Raw genomic sequence first — 20,804 nt, 5'->3', positions numbered from 1 at the left:
ACAGCCCACCGCTCCCCGCCCACTATCGGAGAGCTGAACCCACCCTGGGTTTTCAGGTATGCGTCTCGCTGCTCCGTGGTCTTGAAAACCATCAGCATGCCCCTGTCGCCTTTGTCGCAACTGACCGCGTCACCTCCCGGCGGCAGTTCGCTGAGAGAGGTGAGGGGCGACTTAGGTGAAGGAGCTGAGATTTCGACCAACCCTGGTTGGTCGGGTTTTGAGCCACTAAGTCAGTACCAGACCCGAAAGGCAGTCAGAATCCAGATGACCAAGCCGACGAGAACGAGTGCCAGGCCCAGAATGCCGAGCAGTCGCGGCCGAGAACTTACTGAGATCACACCCAGAATCGCAGCGGCGAAGCCTAATACGGGTGCGGGGAAATAGTAGAGCCCCAATGCTGTGCCGCCCGGCCCGGAAAGCCCGGAGTTCGCGAAATCACCGAAGATGATGGCTGCCGTGATGACGCAGAGAAGCGATAGCACGGCCGCCGTGACCGAAAGGATGCCCAGTATGCGATGATTCCTAGCGTGAATGTCACTCATTTTCATTCATCCGTTCTGTGTTTGGGTCGTTGCGATCTCAAACCCTATGGCGCGAGCGACGCTTCACGAATATGACATCTTCCCGATCGGTGAGCGTCTGTACGTGATTCCCCGACGCTCGTGCGGGACTATCCGCGGGGAAGTTCTTTGCCGCCGAGCTTTTGCACGGCAGCATCGTAGGGCTCGTCCACCGCCCAGTGCTCCCCGCCTATTGTCGGGGAGCCGCCGAAGCCGCTCCGGGTCTTCAGGTAAGCGTCTCGTTGCTCCGTGGTCTTGAAGATCATCAGCGTGACCCTATGTCCGTCTGGGTCGCATTTGATGGCGTCGCCTCCCTGCGGCAACTCGTCCGACACATCCTCGTATTTGGCGCAGGTGCCACCGGCCTTCTCATACGCGGCCTTGAGCTCATCGAGAGACGAGTACTCGGTGGTCGGTTGCAGCGCTAGAGAAATCGCGTTCACTGCGATGCCGCCCATAACGAACAGCACCAAAGCCAAAGGCACCGCGCCTAGTGTGGTTGCGGCGATTCCCAGCCCTCGGGGGCGAGATCGCATGATGGCCCACGCCCCTACCCCCGTCACGATCAAGGAGGGGAGCAGCAGGTACAAGGTCAGCCCCCGGAGCTGCAGCCACGGAGAGATCCCCGAGAGCCCGAAGCCGAGTACACCGGAAAAGACCACCTGGTACATGAGGCTCAGAAGCGCGAGAACCAGGGCGAGAATGCCTAGCCAGAGTCGCGCAGGACGAGGGCGCGCCAGATCGGGGGGTGTCATAGCGGTCATCCTATGAGGGAGCTGAGCGGCCGCGAGCGGGTCTAGGGGCAATCCCCTAGGACACGACGAAAGACCCCCGCCGACGGCGACCCAGGCGGAGTGGATGCAAGACGCGCAGGGCCCGCACGACATCCGCGTGACGTGGCTCGCGAGGCTCGAGAAGCGGTACAGGCTCACCTCAGACTGAGCCCTCCGTCCCGCTATGCCGCCGCCCACCCCGCGACCACGACCCGGTCGTTCTCGAACGTCAGCGTGCAGGTCACGACGACCACTTTCGACACGGGCGGTGCATCCACGGACGGGCCGGGAACGATCACGGTGGCGGGGTAGCCGAGCCGGTAACGGTCCCCGTCCCACGATGCTGTCGTCGCCTCAGGCGTTCGATGAGCGGCATACCCGTCCGGATAGGTGGCAACACCCTGCGCGTCACACCGCTGAGGGGCATCTGCCTCCACGCGCGCCACCGGGTCGGTCACCGCCTCCGCTGCTGCCGCGACCGACGCGGACGCCGTGGGAGACGGCCCTGCGGCCTCGGCCGGCGAGGCGCCGACAGTGTCCGACTCATACGCGGGCTCACCCGCGCACGCGACCGTGAGCAGAGCACATCCGAGTACCCCAAGCAGCCCCAAAATCCACATGCGCCCCCCAGCCGATGATCTGCCCCTCATGGCGATCCCGCTCTCCGTACGAGCGGACGTCCGCTGCCTCAGAGAGATGTACGGGTCGCGCGCGCCCGCGCGAAGTAGCGCTTCACGGCCGAGCCACCCCACAGCAAGATCACCGCTCCGGCACTGCAGATGACGACGAGGGCCGGGGGTGCCAGTTCAAGGACAGCCGCCCCTTCGTTGATGTACACGAGGGTCATCCCCGCCGCGAGGAGCAGAACGACCGCCAGCAGGAGCGTCGTCCAGATTCGGCCGCCCGCGCTTCCCCACCCTGTCAAGATCACGTATAGGCCGAGCACGATGCCATAGGCGAAGCAGATCACCCCGAGCAGGATCCCCAGGGGCCCGTTTACGTCCGCCATCGAGGCATTCGAATTCAGGAGATTGATGCTTGTCACGAGCATCACGATGCCGCCAAGGAAGGGGCCGAGAACCGTAGCAAGAAGTGCGAAGAGCACGGCGATCGTCACCCGCGCCGGCCGGTTTGGTCGACTGCGGTCGGGAGGTGTCATAGCGGTCATCTTATGAGGAACCTGAAGGGGCGTGAGCGAATCTTCGAATCGGCGGTGTTCATGGCTAGGCCGCCGCTCGAGCTCGAAACCTGGGGCAAGATTCGTCGCACAACGATCGCCGGGAAGCCGACAGCCGTCTGCCGGTACCGCGACAGCGACGGAGTGACGCGCCCGATTCAGCGGCAAGGGAAGACGCCAGCCGAAGCCGAGCGCAACCTCATCAAGGCCTTGAAGAAGCGCCTCGCTCCCGCCGGGGAGGATCTCACGGGGAACAGCACTGTGAGGGCTGCGGGTGCCCGCTGCCTTGCTGAGCCGGAGCGTGATGAGCTCGCAGTGTCGACGCGAGCGCGATACCGGCAGAGCATGGACACACTCATTGGGAAAGGGTTCGGTGACCTGCGCCTCGCAGAGGTGACCGTGCCGCGCGTCGACCGCTTCCTCAAGCGGATCACCGACGAGAATGGACCAGGCTCCGCGAAGACCGTGCGCACGATCCTCCAGCACGTGTTCGGGCTGGCCGTGCGACATGGTGCGATGAAGTCGAACCCGGTCCGCGACGTGGGGCGCATCGTCCCGCCGAGGAAACCGGTGACCGCCCCGACCGTCGCAGATGTGCAGGCGATGCGCTGGATCATGTGGGCGTATGACGTCACTCCGGACAAGCGCGGCGCAACTCGCTCAGCCGACCTCGGCGATCTCTTCGACCTCTACATCGGGACCGGCGCCCGTACCGCCGAAGTGCTCGCACTCCGATGGGATCGGGACGTGCACCTCGACACCACTCCCGCGACCGTGGACATCCGCGGCACCGTCGTCATCGGCGACGACGGCAAGGTCATGGTGCAGCCGCATCCAAAGACCGACACATCAAACCGCACGCTGAAACTCCCAAGTTTCGCGGTCGAGGTCCTGCGTCGGCGACGCGAGATCGCGTACAGCGAGTGGGTGTTTCCGTCAGCAGCCGGCACGCTCCGATGGCCGCACAACCTCGCGCGTAACTGGCGAGAAGCGCTAGCAGGGACTCCATACAAAGGGCTGTCGCCGAGGTCGCTGCGAAAAGCCGTCGCGACGCTCCTGCGCGACCTCATGGGGGTAGACATCGCGCGGGGGCAGCTCGGGCACGCAACACCAGCAGTGACCAGGAAGCACTACATGCAGCCCCTGCACGACGGTCCCGATGCGACTGCGGCGCTGTCTGCGTGGGTTGAAAACAGCGAATAAACGACGGATGCAGTCGATTGGCTGGCAAACACTAACCCAGGTGTGAGAGAAGAATACCTGTTCAGAACTAAATAATCGGTGCCCCCGGTGGGGGTCGAACCCACACTGAAGCGATTTTAAGTCGCCTGCCTCTGCCGTTGGGCTACGGGGGCCGCCCATTGAGCCTAGCGAGCACGGCACCGTGAGCGATGTTGACTCGGAGCCAATAGGGTGGGGGAGTGCTCGAGCTCATCGCCGATCAGGGCCATGCGACCCCCCGTCCCGCTGCGCACGCCTGGGAGGATCCGGCCCGATGGTGGCCGCGGCTGACCGAGGCCACGGCGCACCTGCCCGCGCCGGTCGCCGTGATCGATCTTGAGGCGCTGCGCTACAACACCATGGACATGGTGGTGCGCACGGGCGGGCTGCCGATCCGGATCGCGACGAAGTCGGTGCGCGTGCGCGAGGTCATCGACGCTGTTCTCCGGGTGCCGGGCTACCTCGGCCTGCTCGCGTTCACCCTGGCGGAAGCGCTCTGGCTCGCCGAGGACCACGACGACATCGTTCTCGCCTACCCGACCGCGGACCGTCCGAGTCTCGAACGACTGCTCGCCGACGAGCAGGCGGCCGCACGGATCACCCTCATGGTCGACGACGAGTCGCAGCTGGACTTCATCGACGCGGTCGTCGCTCCCACTGCGCGGCCCCGGGTGCGCATCGCGATCGACGCCGACGCCTCCTGGCGCGCCCCCGCCCTCGGCCACATCGGCGTCTTCCGCTCGCCGCTGCACACCCCGGACGAGGTCGCGCGGTTCGCCCGCCGGGCCGCCGAGCGCGACGGTTTCCGCCTGGTGGGACTGCAGATGTACGAGGCGCAGATCGCCGGACAGGGGGACGACACCGGGAGCGGCGACACGCTGATCCGGACCGTGCAGGCGCAGTCGCGCCAGGAACTGCGCGAGCGACGCGCACGCATCGTGGAGGCGGTGCAGGCGCTCGTGCCGCTCGAGTTCGTCACGGGAGGCGGAACGGGATCCCTCGAGTACACCGGATCCGATCCCGTCCTCACCGAGATCACGGCGGGAAGCGGTCTGCTCGCCGGGCACCTCTTCGACGGCTACCGCGCCTTCGCGCCGGCGCCGGCCAGCGCGATCGCCTTCGACGTGGTGCGCCGGCCCGCTCCCGACATCGCGACGATCCTCGGCGGCGGATGGATCGCGTCCGGGCCGCCGGTCGCTTCGCGCCAGCCCGCGCCCGTGTGGCCGCAGGGGCTGCAGACCGCGCCGCGGGAGGCCGCGGGCGAGGTGCAGACGCCGCTGCGCGGCGAGGCCGCTCGCACGCTCAGGATCGGGGACCGCGTCTGGCTTCGGCACGCGAAGAGCGGCGAGCCGGCCGAGCGGATCCTGAGCTACCACCTCGTGGACGGCGATCGCGTCGTCGCGGAGCTGCCCACGTATCGCGGTGAGGGGAAGGCGTTCCTATGACACGACCCGGGGGAACCTGGCAGAACTGGGGTCGTTCGGCGTCGGTCCGGCCGATCAGGGTGGAGCGCCCTCGCACGCCCGAGGGGGTGCAGCGTGCGGTGCTCGCCGCCGCGGCCCAGAACCTGCGCGTGAAGGCGGTCGGAGCCGGCCACAGCTTCACGGGGGTGGCGGTCGCGCCCGACGTGCTGCTGGAGCTCGACGACCTGCAGGGACTGGTCTCGGCAGACGAGGCCAGAGGTCGCGTCACGCTGCTCGCGGGGACCCGCCTGCACCGCATCCCGGCGCTGCTCGCGCCCTACGGACTCGCGATGGAGAACCTCGGCGACATCGACCGGCAGTCGATCTCCGGCGCCATCTCCACGGGAACCCACGGCACCGGGGCGGGCTTCCGCGGCATCGCGGCTCAAGTCGTGGGCGCGACTCTGATCACCGCTGCGGGGGAGTTCCTCCGCGTCGACGAGACCCAGAACGCAGAGCTGCTGCCCGCGGTCGCCCTGGGGCTCGGCGCGCTCGGGATCCTCGTCGAGGTCACGCTGCAGTGCGTTCCCGCGTTCGTGATGCACGCGATCGATGCGCCCGCTCGGCTCGACGAGGTGCTGGAGAGCGTGCATGAGCGCGTGGCCGCGGCGGACCACTACGAGTTCTACTGGTTCCCGCACACCGACGTGGCGCTCACGAAGACCACGGAGCGGCTCCCCGAATCGGCGGTGCGTCGTCCGCTGCCGAAGGTCGGCAAATGGATCGACGAGACGCTGCTCTCGAACGGCGTGTACCGGGCCGTCTGCGCCGGCGGCGTGGCCGTTCCGGCGATCACGCCGCCGTTCAGCAGACTCGCGGTGAAGCTCACGGGGGACCGCGAGTACACGGATCTCTCCCATCGCGTGCTCACGCAGAGCCGCACGGTGCGCTTCCGCGAGATGGAGTACGCGCTCCCGCAGAACGAGATCGTGCCCGTGTTCCGGGCCGTGCAGGCGCTCATCGCGAAGCGCGGCTGGCGCATCGAGTTCCCGATCGAGGTGCGCTTCGCCGCGGCCGACGACCGCTGGCTGTCCACGGCGCACGAGCGCGCCTCGGCCTATCTCGCGGTGCACCGGTACTGGCGCCATGATCCTCGCGAGTACTTCGACGCGGTCGAGCAGATCTGCCTCGCGCACGGCGGACGGCCGCACTGGGGCAAACTGCACACGCTGGGCGCCGATCAGCTGCGGGAGCGCTACCCGCGCTTCGACGACTTCCTGGCGTTGCGGGACAGGCTGGATCCGGAGCGCCGGTTCGGCAATCGCTATCTGGAGCGCGTTCTCGGCGCCTGACCGTTCGCTGGCAGCCCGGCGAACACGGAGGATGCCGGGATAGGATGAGCCGAAACCGCGTCTGCTAGGGGGTTGTCGTCCGTGGATGTTCTCGTGCCAGTGCTCGTCGTCGTCGGTGTGATCGTCGTTCTGATCGTCGCCGTCGGCATCTATCTGTGGGCCACGTACAACTCGCTCGTACAGCTCGGGGTCCGCGTCGACGAGGCGTGGAGCGACATCACCGTGCAGCTCAAGCGTCGCGCCGATCTGATCCCCAACCTCATCGATACGGTGAAGGGCTACGCCGCGCATGAGAAGGCGGTGTTCGAGAACGTCACGCGCGCCCGCGCCGAGACGCTCTCCGCCTCCAGCCCCGGCGAGGCCGGCGCGGCCGAGGGCCATCTGCAGCAGGCGTTGAAGAGCCTCTTCGCCGTCGCCGAGGCGTATCCGCAGCTGCAGGCCAGCCAGAACTTCCTGCAGTTGCAGGCTGCGCTCGTCGACACCGAGGACAAGATCCAGGCCTCCCGCCGGTTCTACAACGGCGGCGTGCGCGAGCTGAACACCAAGATCAAGGTCTTCCCGAACAACCTGTTCGCCCGGAACCTCGGGTTCACCGAGCGCGAGTTCTTCGAGGTCGCAGACGGGGCCGCCATCGCGGAGCCCCCGCGCGTGCAGTTCTGAGACGCCCCTTTCGGGGTCGTTGAGCGAGCACCGACGTAGTCGGAGCGAGACGAAACGCGGTGCCTCGGCCTTCGGTCGTGCCCGCTCAACGACCGCGGGGCGATCAGGCCCCGAGCGGCACCTGATCCGTCCGGCCCACGTCGTGCCGGAGGACCCGTTCCGGGTGTGCATCGAGCACGTCCGCGAGGGCCGCCGAGGCGTCGCCCCAGCCCGCCACCGACACGTGTTCGAGCCCCTGCCAGGCGGCGGCCGCCCGCAGCTCGCCGGCGATGGGCTCCGGATCCTCGACCGGGCGCGCCTGAGGCTCCCACCACGCGGACTGCACGCGGAGGGTGCCCGCGGCGCGATCGGCCTTGAGGTCCACCCGGGCGGCGATCCGGTCGCCGACCAGCACCGGCAGCGAGTAGTACCCGTAGCGGCGCTTGGCGGCCGGCGTGTAGATCTCGATCCGGTAGTCCAGGGCGAACGCTCGCAGCGCCCGGTCGCGGAACCAGACGACCGGGTCGAACGGTGTGAGGATCGCCGTCGTGTCGATCCGGCGCGGCAGGACGGCATCGGTATGCCGCCAGGCGGGAAGGGGCCGCCCGCCGCGCTCCCACCCGCGCACGTGGACGGGCTCCAGCTCGCCCTGCTCCACGAGGTCGTCGATCGCGCCGAGCACGAGCGCGCGGTCCTTGACCCGGTAGTAGTCGGCGATGTCCGCCGCCGTCGCGACCCCGTGCGCCCTCGCCGCCCGGCGCACGAGCTCGCCGATCGCGGTGGCGCGGTCCAGGTCGCGTCCGAGCAGGTCGGTCGGCACCACCTGCTCCGCGAGGGCGTAGCGGCGTTCGAAGCCGTCGCGTCCCGCGATCGCGACCTCGCCGACGCGCCACAGATACTCCAGCGCGTGCTTGACGTCGTCCCACTCCCACCAGCCGCCCTTGCCCCCGGGGGCGTCGCCGCGGATCTCGGCCGGGCGTGAGGGCCCTCGCTCCCGCAGCTCCGAGCGGACCCAGTCCAGCGTGCGGGCGGACGAGGTTCGCCCCCAGAACTCGCCGCGCTTGGCGCGGAACGCCTCGCGACGGAAGCCCCACAGCGGCCAGTCCTCGACGGGCAGGAAGGTCGCCTCGTGCGCGAGGTACTCGGTGTACCGGCCGGAGCGCGCCGCGGTCGGGCGGGAGAGGAAGGCCCGCTCCAGCAGGGCGGGGTCGTACGCGCCCAGACGCGAGAACAGCGGCAGGTAGTGCGAGCGCGCGAAGACGTTCACGGAGTCGATCTGCAGCACGCCCATGCGCGCCATCGCCGTGTGCAGGTGGCGCACGCCCGGATCCGCCGGCCTCCGCCGGGAGAACCCCTGCGCGGCCAGCGCGATCCGCCGGGCCTCGGCGGCGCTCAGCATATCCACCGCGGAGTGCGCGGGCGTTCGACGGGTAGCGGCGGGGGAGTCGGTCACGTCGGTCAGCGTATCGACAGCCATCGACATCGGCGGTCTCCGTCTGCGGCGCCGTCGCACGGACGGGCGTCCGGCGCCGCGCCCGTAGACTGGGCCGATGAGCGAGGACAGCACGCCCCGGCTGCGCGATCTCATCCGCCAGCGCACCGTCACCGGCCATGTCGATGTGCGCGACGACGTGCAGCGATCCCTGCCGCCCGGGTTACGCCTCGCCACCTCCTACGCCTGGCGCCTGCTGGTGATCGCGGCCGCGCTCGGCGTCGTGATCTGGCTGGTCATGCTCTTCAAGATCCTGGTCATCCCGCTGATGGTCGCGATCCTGCTCACGGCCCTGCTCTGGCCCGCGTTCAGCACCATGCTGCGGGCGCGCTGGCCGCGCTGGCTCGCGATCGTGGTGGCGCTCATCGGCACGCTGGCGATCGTGGGCGGCCTGCTCTGGCTCGCGGTCTGGCAGATCACGCAGCAATGGGACGGCGTGCAGACGCGCACCGTCGCCGCGTGGGAACAGTTCCAGCAGTTCCTCCTCGACGGTCCGCTGCATCTGACGGCGACGCAGATCCAGGATCTGCTCGACCAGGCCGTGACCTTCCTCAGCGAGCAGGGCGAGCTGCTGAAGAGCGGCGCGATCGCGGTCGGCACCACGTTCGGCCACGTCGCCACCGGCGCCGTGCTGACGCTGTTCATCCTGCTCTGCCTGCTCGCCGACGGCGGCGGCATCTGGACCTGGACGCTCAAGCTCTTCCCCACGGCGTCCCGGCCGGCCGTCGACGCCGCAGCCCGCAACGGCTGGGCCACCGTGATCAACTACGCGCGCACGCAGATGCTGGTCGCCTTCATCGATGCGGTCGGCATCGGCCTCGGCGCGTTCCTCCTGGGCGTGCCGCTGGCCGTCCCCGTCGCCGTGCTGGTCTTCCTCGGATCCTTCATCCCGATCGTCGGCGCGGTCGTCACCGGAGTGCTCGCGGTGTTCCTCGCCCTCGTATACAACGGGCCCTGGATCGCGCTGTGGATGCTGATCGTGGTGCTCGCCGTGCAGCAGATCGAGGGTCACCTCCTGCAGCCGATCCTGATGGGATCCGCCGTCAAGGTGCACCCGCTGGCCGTGGTGCTCGTGGTGGCCGGCGGAGCCCTGATCGCCGGGATCCCCGGCGCCCTGTTCGCGGTGCCGCTCGCGGCGTTCGTGAACGTGGCCGCCGTGACCATCAACTCCGGTGCGTGGCGCACCGGTGCCGCCCCGGACGGCGACTACATCTGGCAGACCGTGCCCCGTGCGCGGAGAAGGAGCAAGCGATGACGAACGACACGATCCCCACCCTCGCCGAGATCCAGCAGGCGGCGGATGGCCTGGACGGCGTGATCGTGCGCACCCCGACGCTGCCCTCTGTCGCACTCACGAAGGTGCTGGGCTCGCCCGTGATGCTGAAGATGGAGAACCTGCAGCGCACGGGGTCGTTCAAGATCCGCGGTGCGGTCCACCGCCTCTCCCGGCTCACCGCCGAGGAACGCGGTCGCGGCGTCGTGGCGGCCTCCGCCGGCAACCACGCACAGGGCGTCGCTCTGGCCGCCCAGGCGCTGGGGATCCCCGCCACGATCTTCATGCCCATGGGCGTGCCGGTGCCGAAGCTGCTGGCCACCCGTGGATACGGTGCGGAGGTCGTGCTCGAGGGGGAGACCGTGGCCACGTCGCTGCGCCTCGCGGCGGAGTTCGCCGAGCGCACCGGCGCGGTGCTGATCCCGCCGTTCGACCACCGCGACATCGTGACGGGCCAGGCCACGCTCGGCCTCGAGCTCGTCGAGGACGTGCCGGACGTCGACACGATCCTCGTCGGCATCGGCGGCGGGGGACTGATCGCGGGCGTCGCCGCCGCCGTCAAGGCGCGCGCGGCCGAGCAGGGCCGCACCGTGCGGGTGATCGGCGTGCAGGCGGAGAACGCCGCGGCGATGGGCCCGTCGCTCGCCGCGGGCCATCCGGTCGAGATCACGACGCAGCCGACGATCGCGGACGGCATCCTCGTGGCGCGCCCCGGCGACGTGCCGTTCGCGATGATCGCGGAGCTCGTCGACGAGGTCGTGACCGTCAGCGACGACGACATCGCCCGCGCGCTGCTGCTGCTCCTGGAGCAGGCCAAGGTCGTCGTCGAGCCCGCGGGCGCGGTCGGGGTCGCGGCGATCCTGGCGGGCAAGGTGCACGCGAGCGGCACCACGCTGGCCGTGCTCTCCGGCGGCAACATCGACCCGCTGCTGCTGCAACGCGTCGTGTCGCACGGCCTCGCGGCCTCGGGTCGCTACCTCACGCTGCGCATCCCGCTGCCCGACCGCCCCGGCCAGCTCGCCCGGGTGTCCGAGCTCATCGCGCACGCCGGCGCCAACGTGATCGAGGCGATGCACACGCGCCACGGCCACGGACTGCAGATCAACGACGTCATCCTCGAGCTCAGCGTCGAGACGCGCGGCCCGGAGCACTCCGAGCTCACCCTCGACACGCTGCGCGCGGCCGGCTTCGAGCCGATCGTCGTGCAGGACTGACGGTCGGGCACAACCCTCCGGAAACGACGAACCCGCCGGCCCTCGATGGCGCGGCGGGTTCGTCGTCTGCAGGATGCGGTCAGCCCGCGAAGGTCTCGACCTTGAGGATCTCGACCTCGATCGAGCGGCCGTTGGGCGCCTCGTACGAGGTCTTCTCGCCCACCTTGAGGCCCTGGATCGCGGATCCGAGCGGGCTCGCCTCGCTGTACACGTCGAGATCGGTGCCGCCGGCGATCTCGCGGCTGCCGAGGAGGAAGACCTCCTCGCCGCCCGCGACGGTCGCGGTCACGACGGTGCCGGGCTCGACGATGCCGCGGCTGGCCGGGGCCTCGCCGACCTTGGCCGACTTCAGCAGGAGCTCGAGCGTGCGGATGCGCGCCTCCATCTTGCCCTGCTCGTCCTTGGCGGCGTGATAGCCGCCGTTCTCCTTGAGGTCGCCTTCTTCGCGCGCGAGCTCGATGCGCTTGGCGATCTCCTCGCGGCCGACCGTGGAGAGGTTCTCCAGCTCCGCGACCAGACGGTCGTACGCCTCCTGCGTGAGGAAGGGGACCTGTGCGTCGTTCGACACGGCGAACTCCTTGCGAATCGGATCCGGGAACGGAACGTCCCGGATATGCCAAGACGCCCCGGCTCCTGCCGGGGCGTCGATCAACACGATGAGCCTAAGACACCCAGCAGGAGTTCACCAAACCCGTCGTCGCGGCCGAGACGATCGGGACATGCTCCGTGAACGCCCTGGAGTGCTTCTCCGAAGCGGGGTAGGAGACGAGTCGCCAGCCCACGATTCCGAACTCCTCGTCCTGCGCCTCCACGATGCAGTGCACGGGCCGGTTCGTGGGCGCCGTGATCTGGAAGGTCACGGTCACGCTGTGATCGTCGACGAGGTGGAATCCCGTTCCCGTGACGTCGACGGTGTCCGCGGAGCCCTGCCAGGTCCACCAGCCGAAGACGCCGACGACGATCGCCGTGGCCGCGATCGCGAGGATCATCGGCAGGCGGCGGCGGGGTCCGCGGCCGTAGCGCTCGTCGAGCTGGGCGGGGGTCGTCACGGCGGGGTGCTTCCGATCGTTAGGCTTGAGGTTCCAGGTTATCCCGCGGGAGGCCCGGGGCCCGAACGGGCCGTGCCCAGAAAGGCTGAGAGATGATCGAGGCGATCCTTGCCGCTGCCGCGGCGACCCCCACTCCGACCCCGACGGTCGACCCCAACCTGGTCACCCCGGGCCCCGTGGGCTTCGTGATCGTCGCGGTGATCGTCGTCTTTGCGGCCCTCCTGATCTGGGACATGCAGCGACGGATCCGTCGCGTGCGCTACCGCGAAGAGGTGCGTGCCGAGCTCGACGCCGAAGAAGCCGCCCAGGGCGGTGCCGCCGACGGCGAGGGCGACGCGGGCGCGCCGAAGTCCTGACGACTCCGACGAGTCGGTCGGCTCAGCCCGGAAGGCCCAGCGACGGCTGCAGCGGTGCCAGTGAGATGAGCAGGCACGCCGTCCAATGGCAGAGGAATGCCAGCACGGTGCACACGTGGAAGATCTCGTGGAAGCCGAACTTCCCCGGCCACGGGTTGGGCTTCTTCAGCGCGTAGACGATGGCGCCGCCGGTGTAGAGCAGGCCGCCGACGCAGACGAGCACCATCATCGCGACGTTGGCGTTGACCAGATCGACGATGTACATCATCGCCGCCCAGCCGAGCAGCAGGTAGAGCGCGACGTACAGCCAGCGCGGGGCGTTGATCCAGAAGACCCGGAACAGGATCCCCAGGAGGGCTCCCGACCACACCAGCACGAGCAGGAGCACGCCCTTCTCCGGCCGGAGCGCGAGTGTTGCGAGGGGCGTGTAGGTGCCGGCGATCAGCAGCAGGATGTTCGCGTGATCGATGCGCTTCAGGATCGACTTGGTCCTGGGCTTCCAGTTGAAGCGGTGGTACAGCGCTGAGTTGCCGAACAGCAGCAGCGAGGTGATCATGAAGACCACGGCGGCCCATTTCGCGACCGTGCCGTGGGCGAGCGCGATGAGCACGATCCCGGCCGCGATCGCGACGGGGAACGTGCCGGCGTGGATCCAGCCCCGCCAGGTCGGTTTGATCTCGACCTGCGCGTCGAACTCGGCCGCCTCCAGGAGAGGCAGCTGGGGGACATCGGGTGCAGCGGATCGGGTCGCTCTGCGCATGGTTGAACTCTAGGCGTCCGCCCATGCCGAAAACCGTACATAACCCCTGTGTGACATGCCGGCCGGATCGCGTCCGCGCGGTAGCGTAGGGGAGTGAGCGCACGGTCCGAGCAGCCAGGGAACGGTCCCCTCTATCGGCTGTACTCCCGACGCCTGCGGCGGCGGCTGGATCCGGCGACGATGCCGCACCACATCGCGATGATGATCGACGGCAACCGCCGCTGGGCTCGTCAGCTCGGCTACGCGACTCCCGCGCACGGCCACAGGGCGGGGGCCGCGAAGATGCGAGAGTTCCTCGGCTGGTGCGATGAGCTCGGCATCCGGGTGGTCTCCCTCTACCTGCTCTCCGCGGACAACCTGGGCAAGCGCGATTCCGCGGAGCTCGCCGACCTCATCGAGATCATCGGGGAACTCGCCGACAGTCTCTCCCGCGAGGGCAACTGGCGGGTCAAGCACGTGGGGCGCGCGGACATCCTGCCCGCAGAGCTCGCGCGGGTGCTGGCCGAGGCCGAGGAGCGCACCCGGGATCACACCGGACTGCACGTGAACCTCGCGGTGGGCTACGGCGGGCGCAACGAGATCGTCGACGCCGTGCGCTCGATCCTCGCGCAGCACGACGCGTCCGGCGGCACGCTGGAAGACCTCGCGGCCAACCTCACCCCGGAGATGATCGGCGAGCACCTGTACACCGGCGGCCAGCCGGATCCGGATCTCGTCATCCGCACGAGCGGCGAGCAGAGGCTCAGCGATTTCCTGCTGTGGCAGAGCGCGCACAGCGAGTTCTACTTCGTCGAGGCCCTCGGCCCCGACCTCCGCCAGGTCGACTTCCTCCGCGCCGTCCGCGACTATGCGGACCGCGACCGCCGCTTCGGCCGCTGAGCGGCGTGCGACCTCGGGAGTGCCTGCACCGCGTGTCACACTGGCGAGATGGGTGCGATCGACGACTACACCGCTACGTTCGGTGAGGATCCCGGGTATCTGAACTGGGCCGCGTTCGGGCCGATGTCCCCGGCCGCGCGCGCCGCCCTGGTCTCGGACGCGGATCTGCTCGCGACGGGGCGCGCGGAGGGCATCGCGGCGACGGCGGGGCGGACCGCGGAGGCGCAGGCGGCCGTGGCGGGGCTCCTCGGATCCGCTCAGGAGGAGGTCACGGTCCATCCTTCCTCGACGCACGCGCTGCAGCAGGCGCTCGCCGGCCTCGAGGGCACGGTGATCGCCTCCGCGGCCGAGTTCCCGAGCGTCACGATCACGCTCGAGCGCGCCGCGGCCGCGTCGGACGGGCGACTCGCACCGCGTTGGATCACGCCGGCCGGCACGCGGGTGACGGCCGCGGCCGTCACCGATGCGCTGGACCCCGCCGTGACCGCGCTCGTCGTGAGCCATGTCGACTTCCGCTCCGGGTACCGCGCCGACCTCCCCGCGCTCCGCGAGGCACTCGGCGAGGACCGGCTGCTCATCGTCGATGCGGTGCAGTCGTTCGGCGTCGTGGACGAGGACTGGGCGGTCGCCGACGTCGTGGTCGGTCACGGCTACAAGTGGCTGCGGGCGGGACGCGGCACCGGCTTCGCGCGTTTCACGGATCGCGCCCGCGAGCGGATCCGCCCGGTGCTCAGCGGCCGGATCGCGACTGCCGCCGCGGGCCTACCCACCGACGCGCTGCCGGATCCGGCACTCTCGGCGCAGGCCTACGCGGTCAGCGCACCGGATCCGCTCGCGGCGGGACGCCTCGCGGCCGCCGCCGCCGAGATCCGGGACGTCGGGGTCGGCGCCGTCGCGGCGCGACTGTCCCGCAACGTCGACGCGGTGCTCGACATCGCCGATCGGCACGGGATCGAAGTGGCGTCCTTGCGGGCGCCCGCGGAGCGCGCCGGCATCGTGGTGCTCGCGCCCGCGGATCCGCAGCGGATCGGCGACGCGCTCTCCGCGGCCGGCATCCAGGTCACGGTGCGGTCGGGGGCGGTGCGCGTGGCGCCGCATGCCGGCACGACCGCGGAGACGCTCGGTCTGTTCGACGCCGCCCTCGCCGACGCCGGAGAGTTAACCCGCCCTTAACCGTGCAGAGGGCGTGTCCTTCCTGCGCGATGTCGGTGGGGAGTCGTACGTTCATGGCATCGGACACGGCGTCCGATCGAGTCGGCCTCAAGGATCGCGACTCGTGGCCCTGGTCGACTCGCCTAGTACCGGGAATTCCCGGGTCGGGAGAGCGTTGTGGCCGCACGTACCGCACTGAAGAGCACCACCCGCACCAGCGCCGTGAGCGAAGGGGGTGCAACGCTCGATCAGGATCTGAAGACCTACGTGCTCGACACATCCGTGCTGCTCTCGGATCCGCAGGCGTTCTTCCGCTTCGCCGAGCACTCCATCGTCCTGCCGGTCGCCGTGATCGGCGAGCTGGAGGGCAAGCGTCACGATCCCGAGCTCGGGTACTTCGCCCGGCGCGCGCTGCGCCACCTCGATGAGCTGCGCGTCGAGCACGGCCGGCTCGACTTCCCGGTCCCGATCGGCGACGGCGGCACCCTGCGCGTCGAGCTGAACAACTCCGACCAGACGGTGCTGCCCAGCGGCATCCGCCTCGGCGACAACGACAGCCGGATCCTCGCCGTCGCGATGCACCTCTCCCAGGACGGGCAGGACGTCACCGTCGTCTCGAAGGACCTGCCGATGCGTGTCAAGGCGGCCTCCCTCGGCATCAACGCGGAGGAGTACCTCGCCGAGCAGGCCGTGGACTCGGGCTGGACCGGGATCAGCTCGATCTCGCTCTCCGGCGATGAGATGAGCGACCTCTACGAGAGCGAGGTCGGCACGAGCGAGGAGGCGATCGGGCTCCCGGTGAACACGGGCCTCATCATCCACTCGGAGCGCGGCTCCGCTCTCGGCCGGGTCACCGGAGACGGCGAGTACTCCCTGGTCCGCGGCGACCGCGAGGTGTTCGGCCTGCACGGCCGCTCGGCCGAGCAGCGCATCGCGATCGACCTGCTGACCGACCCCGACGTCGGCATCGTCTCGCTCGGCGGCCGTGCCGGTACCGGTAAGTCGGCCCTCGCACTCTGCGCGGGGCTGGAGGCGGTGCTGGAGCGGCAGCAGCAGAAGAAGATCATCGTGTTCCGTCCGCTGTTCGCCGTCGGCGGCCAGGAGCTCGGCTACCTGCCCGGCGACAAGGACGAGAAGATGAGCCCCTGGGGACAGGCGGTCTTCGACACCCTCGGATCCGTCGTCTCCGGCAACGTCATGGAGGAGGTCGTCGAGCGCGGCATGCTCGAGGTCCTCCCGCTCACCCACATTCGAGGGCGCTCGCTGCACGATGCCTTCGTGATCGTCGACGAGGCGCAGTCGCTCGAGCGCAACGTGCTGCTCACGGTGCTGAGCCGCATGGGGCAGAACTCCCGCGTGGTGCTCACTCACGACGTGGGCCAGCGCGACAACCTGCGGGTGGGCCGCCACGACGGCATCGCGAGCGTGATCGAGACGCTGAAGGGCCACAGCCTCTTCGGCCACGTCACCCTGCAGCGCTCCGAGCGCTCCGCGATCGCCGCCCTCGTCACGGAGCTGCTGGAGGGCGGCGAGCTCAGCTGACGCACACGCCCTGGCGCGGGCCGGTGAGACCGGTCCGTGCCAGGGCGGAGCGCTGCCGCTAACGGGCGAGGGATGATCGCCGTGCGCGACGGAGCCTCATCGCGAGCAGCAAGGCGGCCAGCCCCCCGGCGCCGAGACCTCCGGCGAGCCAGAGCGCACTCGTCGCAGCGCCGCCGCCCGTGGCCGCGAGTCGCGAAGCCGGTGCGCTGGCTTCCGGCGGCGCGGGTGTGCTGATCTCGTGCGGCACGCCGCACTCGCCGCGATGGTAGTCGACAGGCGCGCCCGAGGACGGGATCCAGGTCGCGATCTCCTGCCACACGACCGGGAATCGCACGTCCTGAACCGCAGGGCTCTGGTACTCGCCAGGAGTCGTCGTGACGGCGACTGGCGTGCCGTCCAGCGGGAGGCGGTTCTCCGGAGTGCAGACCGAGGTCAGGTCCGACGCGCCGTCAGGACCTCGGAACGCCTCCCAGCGCACCGTGACGGCTCCTGTGCCGGGAAGGGGGCCGGTGACGATGGCGGTGTCCGTGGCGGTGCCTCCCCAGTCGACGTCGGACTGTGCTCTCGTCGTCACGAGTGGCAGTCGGATGAGCTGCGTCTGCTCGGGCAGGCCGACCTTCTCCTGCGACGGGATCACCAGATCGGGCCAGGTCTGCGCATCGCGCGGAATGGACCATTGCCAGGACATCGTTCCTTCCACCGTCTCCGGGGCCGCGATCTCGCCGGAGAGGACCTCGAGCGTCATCGTCTCCTGCGTGCCGGACGCCGTGAACACGGCCCTGACCGTTCCCCGGACCTCGGCGCCTTCGGGCAGCTCATCGGCGGCGCCCGTCGTACCCGCAGGCAGATGGACATAGTGGCCGAGAGCGACGACCTCGATCGGCCGCCCGGCGGCATCGGCGAGCCACGGCCCCGCCGTGCTCAGGGTCACCGCGTCGTCTCCGCGGCCGGCAGGACCGACGGCGTCGGAGAGGATCTTCGATGACAGCATGATCTTCATCGGCACCGTGGTGGTCTCCGACTCCATGCCGAAGGCGTGGGACCAGGCGTAGTCGGCGGGAAGGTAGGGGCGCGTCTCCGGTGGTGTGCCAGCCTCGTCGTAAGATGCCACGAACGTGTACCGGCCCTGCGGATGCGTACCCGGGATCGTGACAGTCTGCGTCGTGCCGGGGCCCGTGGCGCGCACCGTCGCGGCACCCACCGCCACCGCGTCCTGCGGGACGTCCGGGCTCTCGGCCGGTGCCGAGCTTCCGGTGGCGTACGCGGTCACGGTGAAGGACACGAGGCGATGAGCGCCGTCCAGGTCTCGCGGCCAGCCGTTGTTCACGCCGTTCTCATCCGGTGCAGTGGTGAACGTGAGGGTATCGCTCAGCTGGCCGTTCGGGCTCACCGGGGCGGTCCGGCTGGTGAGGACAGGATGGAACGTCGTGCTGCGGTCGCGCTGGTCTTCCCCGTGGACGGGGAAGCGCAGGGCGACCGGACCGATTCCCGTGATCACCCGCTGGTAGCTCGATCCATAGTCCAGAACCCGCACGCGGTCCGGCCACGTCTGCCCTCCGGAGAAGTCCCCGGCGCTCGCCGCACCGATCCGATAGGGCGCGCCATCGGCAGTGGGCGGGACTCCGATGATGGGGTAATCGACGTCGGTGCGAACACCCGTGAGCGTGTCCGAGTTGTTCTCGGCGAAGATCCCGTTCGTCAGCGTGAGGGTGCCTGTCGCCGGAACCGTCGCGGCGACCCGCAAGCGGCCACGGTAGTCGTCCGAGGGGTCGATTGTGAGGGTGACCTCTCCGCTTGCGCTTTCGCCATCCCCCGCGTCGATGATGCCCTGTGCCTGGTCGTACATGCTGCGCGCGCGTTCGATGACGTCGCTCCGAGTCGTGTACGAGGCCGCCGTGGCGAAGCCTCCCGCCTTCACAAACGCCATGGTGGCGATCCCGACAGCGGCGGCCGTCACGTCATCACTCGTGCCTCCCCATGTGCTGGCGATGAAGTTCATGCCCCTGACCGCGTCGGGGCCGGCGTCGATGGCACCGACCACTCCGGCACGCGCGGGCACGGACGACACGATCGTGTCGCTCACGATGCCCCGTCCGAACGAGATGTCCAGGCTGCTGTCGATGCAGTACACGTTGCCGATTCCCGGCTCGACCGTGGCGCCGATGTGTCCGTGAGGGCCACCTACACCGGGGCCGACCGACGACACGGCCCCCGCCATCGGCGCGAGCGTCACCGCTGTGATGGCCATGGACAGGGCCAGTGCCACGGCGGCTATGGCCCGCAGACCGCTCCGTCTTTCCCGCGATCGTCTCCGGTCATCGATCATCCTGTACTCCGTCTTGCGCCGCATCTTCGTCGCTCCTCTCAGCTAGGACGAGGATGCCGATGTCGCCGAGAGCGTGGGACGCGGAAGACGGAACCGGTGAAGAAACGTCTGAGATCCGCATCTGTGCGGACCGAGCGGCGCTCCGGGTCGTCTACGGAGACCGGCTGTGTAGAAGACGGAAGCCGCGGCCCCGAGGGGACCGCGGCTTCTGCGCGAGTGGATCCGGCTCAGCCGGCGTGCGTCATCGACAGCAGGTCGAGCTTGGCGTCGAGCTGCTCGAGGGTGAGCTCGCCGCGCTCGACGTAGCCGAGGTCGATCACGGCGTCGCGGACGGTGATGCCCTTGGCGACGGCGTGCTTGGCGATCTTGGCCGCGGCCTCGTAGCCGATGAGCTTGTTCAGCGGCGTGACGATGGACGGGCTCATGCCGGCGAAGGCGGCCGCGCGCTCGACGTTGGCCTGCAGGCCGTCGACCGTCTTGTCGGCGAGCACGCGCACGGCGTTGGAGAGCAGGCGGATCGACTCGAGCAGCGCGGTGCCCATGACGGGGATCGCGACGTTCAGCTCGAACGAGCCGGAGGCGCCGGCCCAGGCGACCGTCGCGTCGTTGCCGATCACGCGGGCGCACACCATCAGCACGGCCTCGGGGATGACGGGGTTGACCTTGCCCGGCATGATCGAGGAGCCCGGCTGCAGGTCGGGGATGTGCAGCTCGCCGAGACCCGTGTTCGGGCCCGATCCCATCCAGCGCAGGTCGTTGTTGATCTTGGTCAGCGAGACCGCGATCGTGCGCAGCGCGCCAGAGGCCTCGACGAGACCGTCGCGGTTGGCCTGCGCCTCGAAGTGGTCCTTCGCCTCGGTGATCGGCAGCTCGGTCTCGGCCGCGAGCAGCGCGATGACCTTCTGCGGGAAGCCGAGCGGGGTGTTGATGCCGGTGCCGACCGCGGTGCCGCCCAGGGGGACCTCGGCGACGCGGGGGAGGGCCGCCTGCACGCGCTCGATGCCGAGGCGGATCTGGCGGGCGTAGCCGCCGAACTCCTGGCCGAGGGTGACCGGGGTGGCGTCCATGAGGTGGGTGCGGCCGGACTTGACCGCGTCCTTCCACAGCTCCGCCTTCGCCTCGAGCGCGACCGCGAGGTGGTCGAGCGAGGGGATGAGGGTGTCGATGAGCGCCTGGGTGACGGCGATGTGCACCGAGGTCGGGAACACGTCGTTCGACGACTGCGAGGCGTTCACGTGGTCGTTCGGGTGCACGGTCGCGCCCAGGATGCGGGTCGCGAGGGTAGCGAGCACCTCGTTCATGTTCATGTTCGAGGACGTGCCGGATCCGGTCTGGTACGTGTCGACCGGGAACTCGCCGTCGTGGCTGCCGGCGGCGACCTCGTCCGCCGCCTGGGCGATCGCGTCGGCGATGGCGCCGTCGAGGGTTCCGAGCTCCTTGTTGGCGAGCGCGGCGGCCTTCTTGATCCGGGCGAGAGCTGCGATCTGCGTCGACTCCAGGCCCGTGCCCGAGACCGGGAAGTTCTCCACGGCGCGCTGCGTCTGCGCCCCGTACAGAGCGTTCACGGGCACGCGCACCTCGCCCATGGTGTCGTGTTCGATGCGGTAGTGGCTGTCGGTCACTGCTGTTCCTCCAG

Annotated in this window: 20 protein-coding genes and 1 tRNA gene; 10 read left to right on the top strand and 11 right to left on the bottom strand. The window is 69.4% G+C overall.

Going from position 1 to position 20,804, the window contains the following annotated elements; all coding sequences use genetic code 11:
• Positions 1 to 230: 230 nt before the first annotated feature.
• The 4 genes from ACFC1J_RS14755 to ACFC1J_RS14740 all read right to left on the bottom strand — a co-directional run bounded on the left by ACFC1J_RS14755 (position 231) and on the right by ACFC1J_RS14740 (position 2,492).
• The gene (locus ACFC1J_RS14755) at positions 231 to 542 is read right to left on the bottom strand and encodes a hypothetical protein (RefSeq protein WP_375907488.1); all 312 of its coding nucleotides are present in this window, start codon (positions 540 to 542) and stop codon (positions 231 to 233) included.
• 128 nt (positions 543 to 670) lie between these two features.
• Entirely contained in the window at positions 671 to 1,315 is a 645-nt protein-coding gene (locus ACFC1J_RS14750; RefSeq protein ID WP_375907485.1) for a hypothetical protein, read from the bottom strand.
• Positions 1,316 to 1,515: 200 nt separating this feature from the next.
• Positions 1,516 to 1,791, bottom strand: coding sequence for a hypothetical protein (locus ACFC1J_RS14745; RefSeq protein WP_375907482.1), 276 nt, complete (start codon positions 1,789 to 1,791; stop codon positions 1,516 to 1,518).
• A 230-nt stretch (positions 1,792 to 2,021) separates the two neighbouring features.
• Positions 2,022 to 2,492 carry a hypothetical protein gene (locus ACFC1J_RS14740; RefSeq protein WP_375907479.1) on the bottom strand — a complete coding sequence of 157 codons (471 nt, stop codon included), beginning with the start codon at positions 2,490 to 2,492 and terminating at the stop codon, positions 2,022 to 2,024.
• Positions 2,493 to 2,504: 12 nt separating this feature from the next.
• Here ACFC1J_RS14740 and ACFC1J_RS14735 point away from each other — a divergent pair, with 12 nt between their 5' ends.
• Entirely contained in the window at positions 2,505 to 3,713 is a 1,209-nt protein-coding gene (locus ACFC1J_RS14735) for a tyrosine-type recombinase/integrase (protein ID WP_375907477.1), read from the top strand.
• 79 nt (positions 3,714 to 3,792) lie between these two features.
• On the opposite strand, the gene ACFC1J_RS14730 is transcribed toward ACFC1J_RS14735, so the two are convergent.
• Positions 3,793 to 3,865 (bottom strand) — tRNA-Leu (locus tag ACFC1J_RS14730).
• 66 nt (positions 3,866 to 3,931) lie between these two features.
• Here ACFC1J_RS14730 and ACFC1J_RS14725 point away from each other — a divergent pair.
• From ACFC1J_RS14725 to ACFC1J_RS14715, 3 genes are all read left to right on the top strand, one after another.
• Entirely contained in the window at positions 3,932 to 5,176 is a 1,245-nt protein-coding gene (locus ACFC1J_RS14725) for an amino acid deaminase/aldolase (RefSeq protein WP_375907474.1), read from the top strand.
• Positions 5,173 to 6,486 (top strand): D-arabinono-1,4-lactone oxidase, encoded by a 1,314-nt coding sequence (locus ACFC1J_RS14720; protein WP_375907471.1) that lies wholly within the window; start codon positions 5,173 to 5,175, stop codon positions 6,484 to 6,486. The genes ACFC1J_RS14725 and ACFC1J_RS14720 overlap by 4 nt, the downstream gene beginning before the upstream one ends.
• A gap of 81 nt (positions 6,487 to 6,567) precedes the next feature.
• Positions 6,568 to 7,146 (top strand): LemA family protein, encoded by a 579-nt coding sequence (locus tag ACFC1J_RS14715; RefSeq protein WP_233312090.1) that lies wholly within the window; start codon positions 6,568 to 6,570, stop codon positions 7,144 to 7,146.
• 103 nt (positions 7,147 to 7,249) lie between these two features.
• Here ACFC1J_RS14715 and ACFC1J_RS14710 read toward each other — a convergent pair whose 3' ends face one another.
• Entirely contained in the window at positions 7,250 to 8,578 is a 1,329-nt protein-coding gene (locus ACFC1J_RS14710) for a winged helix-turn-helix domain-containing protein (RefSeq protein ID WP_375907469.1), read from the bottom strand.
• Between the two features lie 97 nt (positions 8,579 to 8,675).
• Here ACFC1J_RS14710 and ACFC1J_RS14705 point away from each other — a divergent pair, with 97 nt between their 5' ends.
• Positions 8,676 to 9,872, top strand: coding sequence for an AI-2E family transporter (locus ACFC1J_RS14705; RefSeq protein ID WP_375907466.1), 1,197 nt, complete (start codon positions 8,676 to 8,678; stop codon positions 9,870 to 9,872).
• Positions 9,869 to 11,104: a threonine ammonia-lyase gene (gene ilvA / locus ACFC1J_RS14700; RefSeq protein WP_375907464.1), complete on the top strand. Its 1,236-nt coding sequence runs from the start codon at positions 9,869 to 9,871 to the stop codon at positions 11,102 to 11,104. Before ACFC1J_RS14705 ends, ilvA begins: the two co-directional genes overlap by 4 nt.
• A 79-nt stretch (positions 11,105 to 11,183) precedes the next feature.
• On the opposite strand, the gene greA is transcribed toward ilvA, so the two are convergent.
• Together greA and ACFC1J_RS14690 are read right to left on the bottom strand one after the other, a co-directional pair.
• Entirely contained in the window at positions 11,184 to 11,672 is a 489-nt protein-coding gene (greA, locus tag ACFC1J_RS14695; protein WP_045272181.1) for a transcription elongation factor GreA, read from the bottom strand.
• A gap of 94 nt (positions 11,673 to 11,766) precedes the next feature.
• Complete coding sequence (locus ACFC1J_RS14690; RefSeq protein WP_375907461.1) at positions 11,767 to 12,153, bottom strand: DUF4307 domain-containing protein; 387 nt, start codon at positions 12,151 to 12,153, stop codon at positions 11,767 to 11,769.
• Positions 12,154 to 12,245: 92 nt separating this feature from the next.
• Between ACFC1J_RS14690 and ACFC1J_RS14685 the strand changes: the two genes are divergently transcribed.
• The gene (locus ACFC1J_RS14685; protein ID WP_375907458.1) at positions 12,246 to 12,509 is read left to right on the top strand and encodes a hypothetical protein; all 264 of its coding nucleotides are present in this window, start codon (positions 12,246 to 12,248) and stop codon (positions 12,507 to 12,509) included.
• A 22-nt stretch (positions 12,510 to 12,531) separates the two neighbouring features.
• Here ACFC1J_RS14685 and ACFC1J_RS14680 read toward each other — a convergent pair whose 3' ends face one another.
• The gene (locus ACFC1J_RS14680) at positions 12,532 to 13,269 is read right to left on the bottom strand and encodes a hemolysin III family protein (RefSeq protein WP_375907455.1); all 738 of its coding nucleotides are present in this window, start codon (positions 13,267 to 13,269) and stop codon (positions 12,532 to 12,534) included.
• Between the two features lie 93 nt (positions 13,270 to 13,362).
• On the opposite strand from ACFC1J_RS14680, the gene ACFC1J_RS14675 reads away from it, so the two are divergent.
• The 3 genes from ACFC1J_RS14675 (at position 13,363) to ACFC1J_RS14665 (ending at position 16,842) form a co-directional block, all read left to right on the top strand.
• Positions 13,363 to 14,148 carry an isoprenyl transferase gene (locus ACFC1J_RS14675; RefSeq protein WP_375907452.1) on the top strand — a complete coding sequence of 262 codons (786 nt, stop codon included), beginning with the start codon at positions 13,363 to 13,365 and terminating at the stop codon, positions 14,146 to 14,148.
• Positions 14,149 to 14,196: 48 nt separating this feature from the next.
• Positions 14,197 to 15,321 carry an aminotransferase gene (locus tag ACFC1J_RS14670; protein ID WP_375907450.1) on the top strand — a complete coding sequence of 375 codons (1,125 nt, stop codon included), beginning with the start codon at positions 14,197 to 14,199 and terminating at the stop codon, positions 15,319 to 15,321.
• A 201-nt stretch (positions 15,322 to 15,522) separates the two neighbouring features.
• Positions 15,523 to 16,842, top strand: coding sequence for a PhoH family protein (locus tag ACFC1J_RS14665; RefSeq protein WP_375907766.1), 1,320 nt, complete (start codon positions 15,523 to 15,525; stop codon positions 16,840 to 16,842).
• A 58-nt stretch (positions 16,843 to 16,900) separates the two neighbouring features.
• Here the strand turns inward: ACFC1J_RS14665 and ACFC1J_RS14660 are convergent, their stop codons facing one another.
• Positions 16,901 to 19,090 (bottom strand): hypothetical protein, encoded by a 2,190-nt coding sequence (locus ACFC1J_RS14660; protein WP_375907447.1) that lies wholly within the window; start codon positions 19,088 to 19,090, stop codon positions 16,901 to 16,903.
• 305 nt (positions 19,091 to 19,395) lie between these two features.
• The gene (locus ACFC1J_RS14655) at positions 19,396 to 20,790 is read right to left on the bottom strand and encodes a class II fumarate hydratase (protein WP_375907445.1); all 1,395 of its coding nucleotides are present in this window, start codon (positions 20,788 to 20,790) and stop codon (positions 19,396 to 19,398) included.
• Positions 20,791 to 20,804: the final 14 nt, after the last annotated feature.

Origin of the sequence: Microbacterium sp. NPDC056052, from assembly GCF_042266785.1 — a bacterium.
Classification (GTDB): domain Bacteria; phylum Actinomycetota; class Actinomycetes; order Actinomycetales; family Microbacteriaceae; genus Microbacterium.
This window is presented reverse-complemented; position numbering and strand designations above follow the sequence as displayed.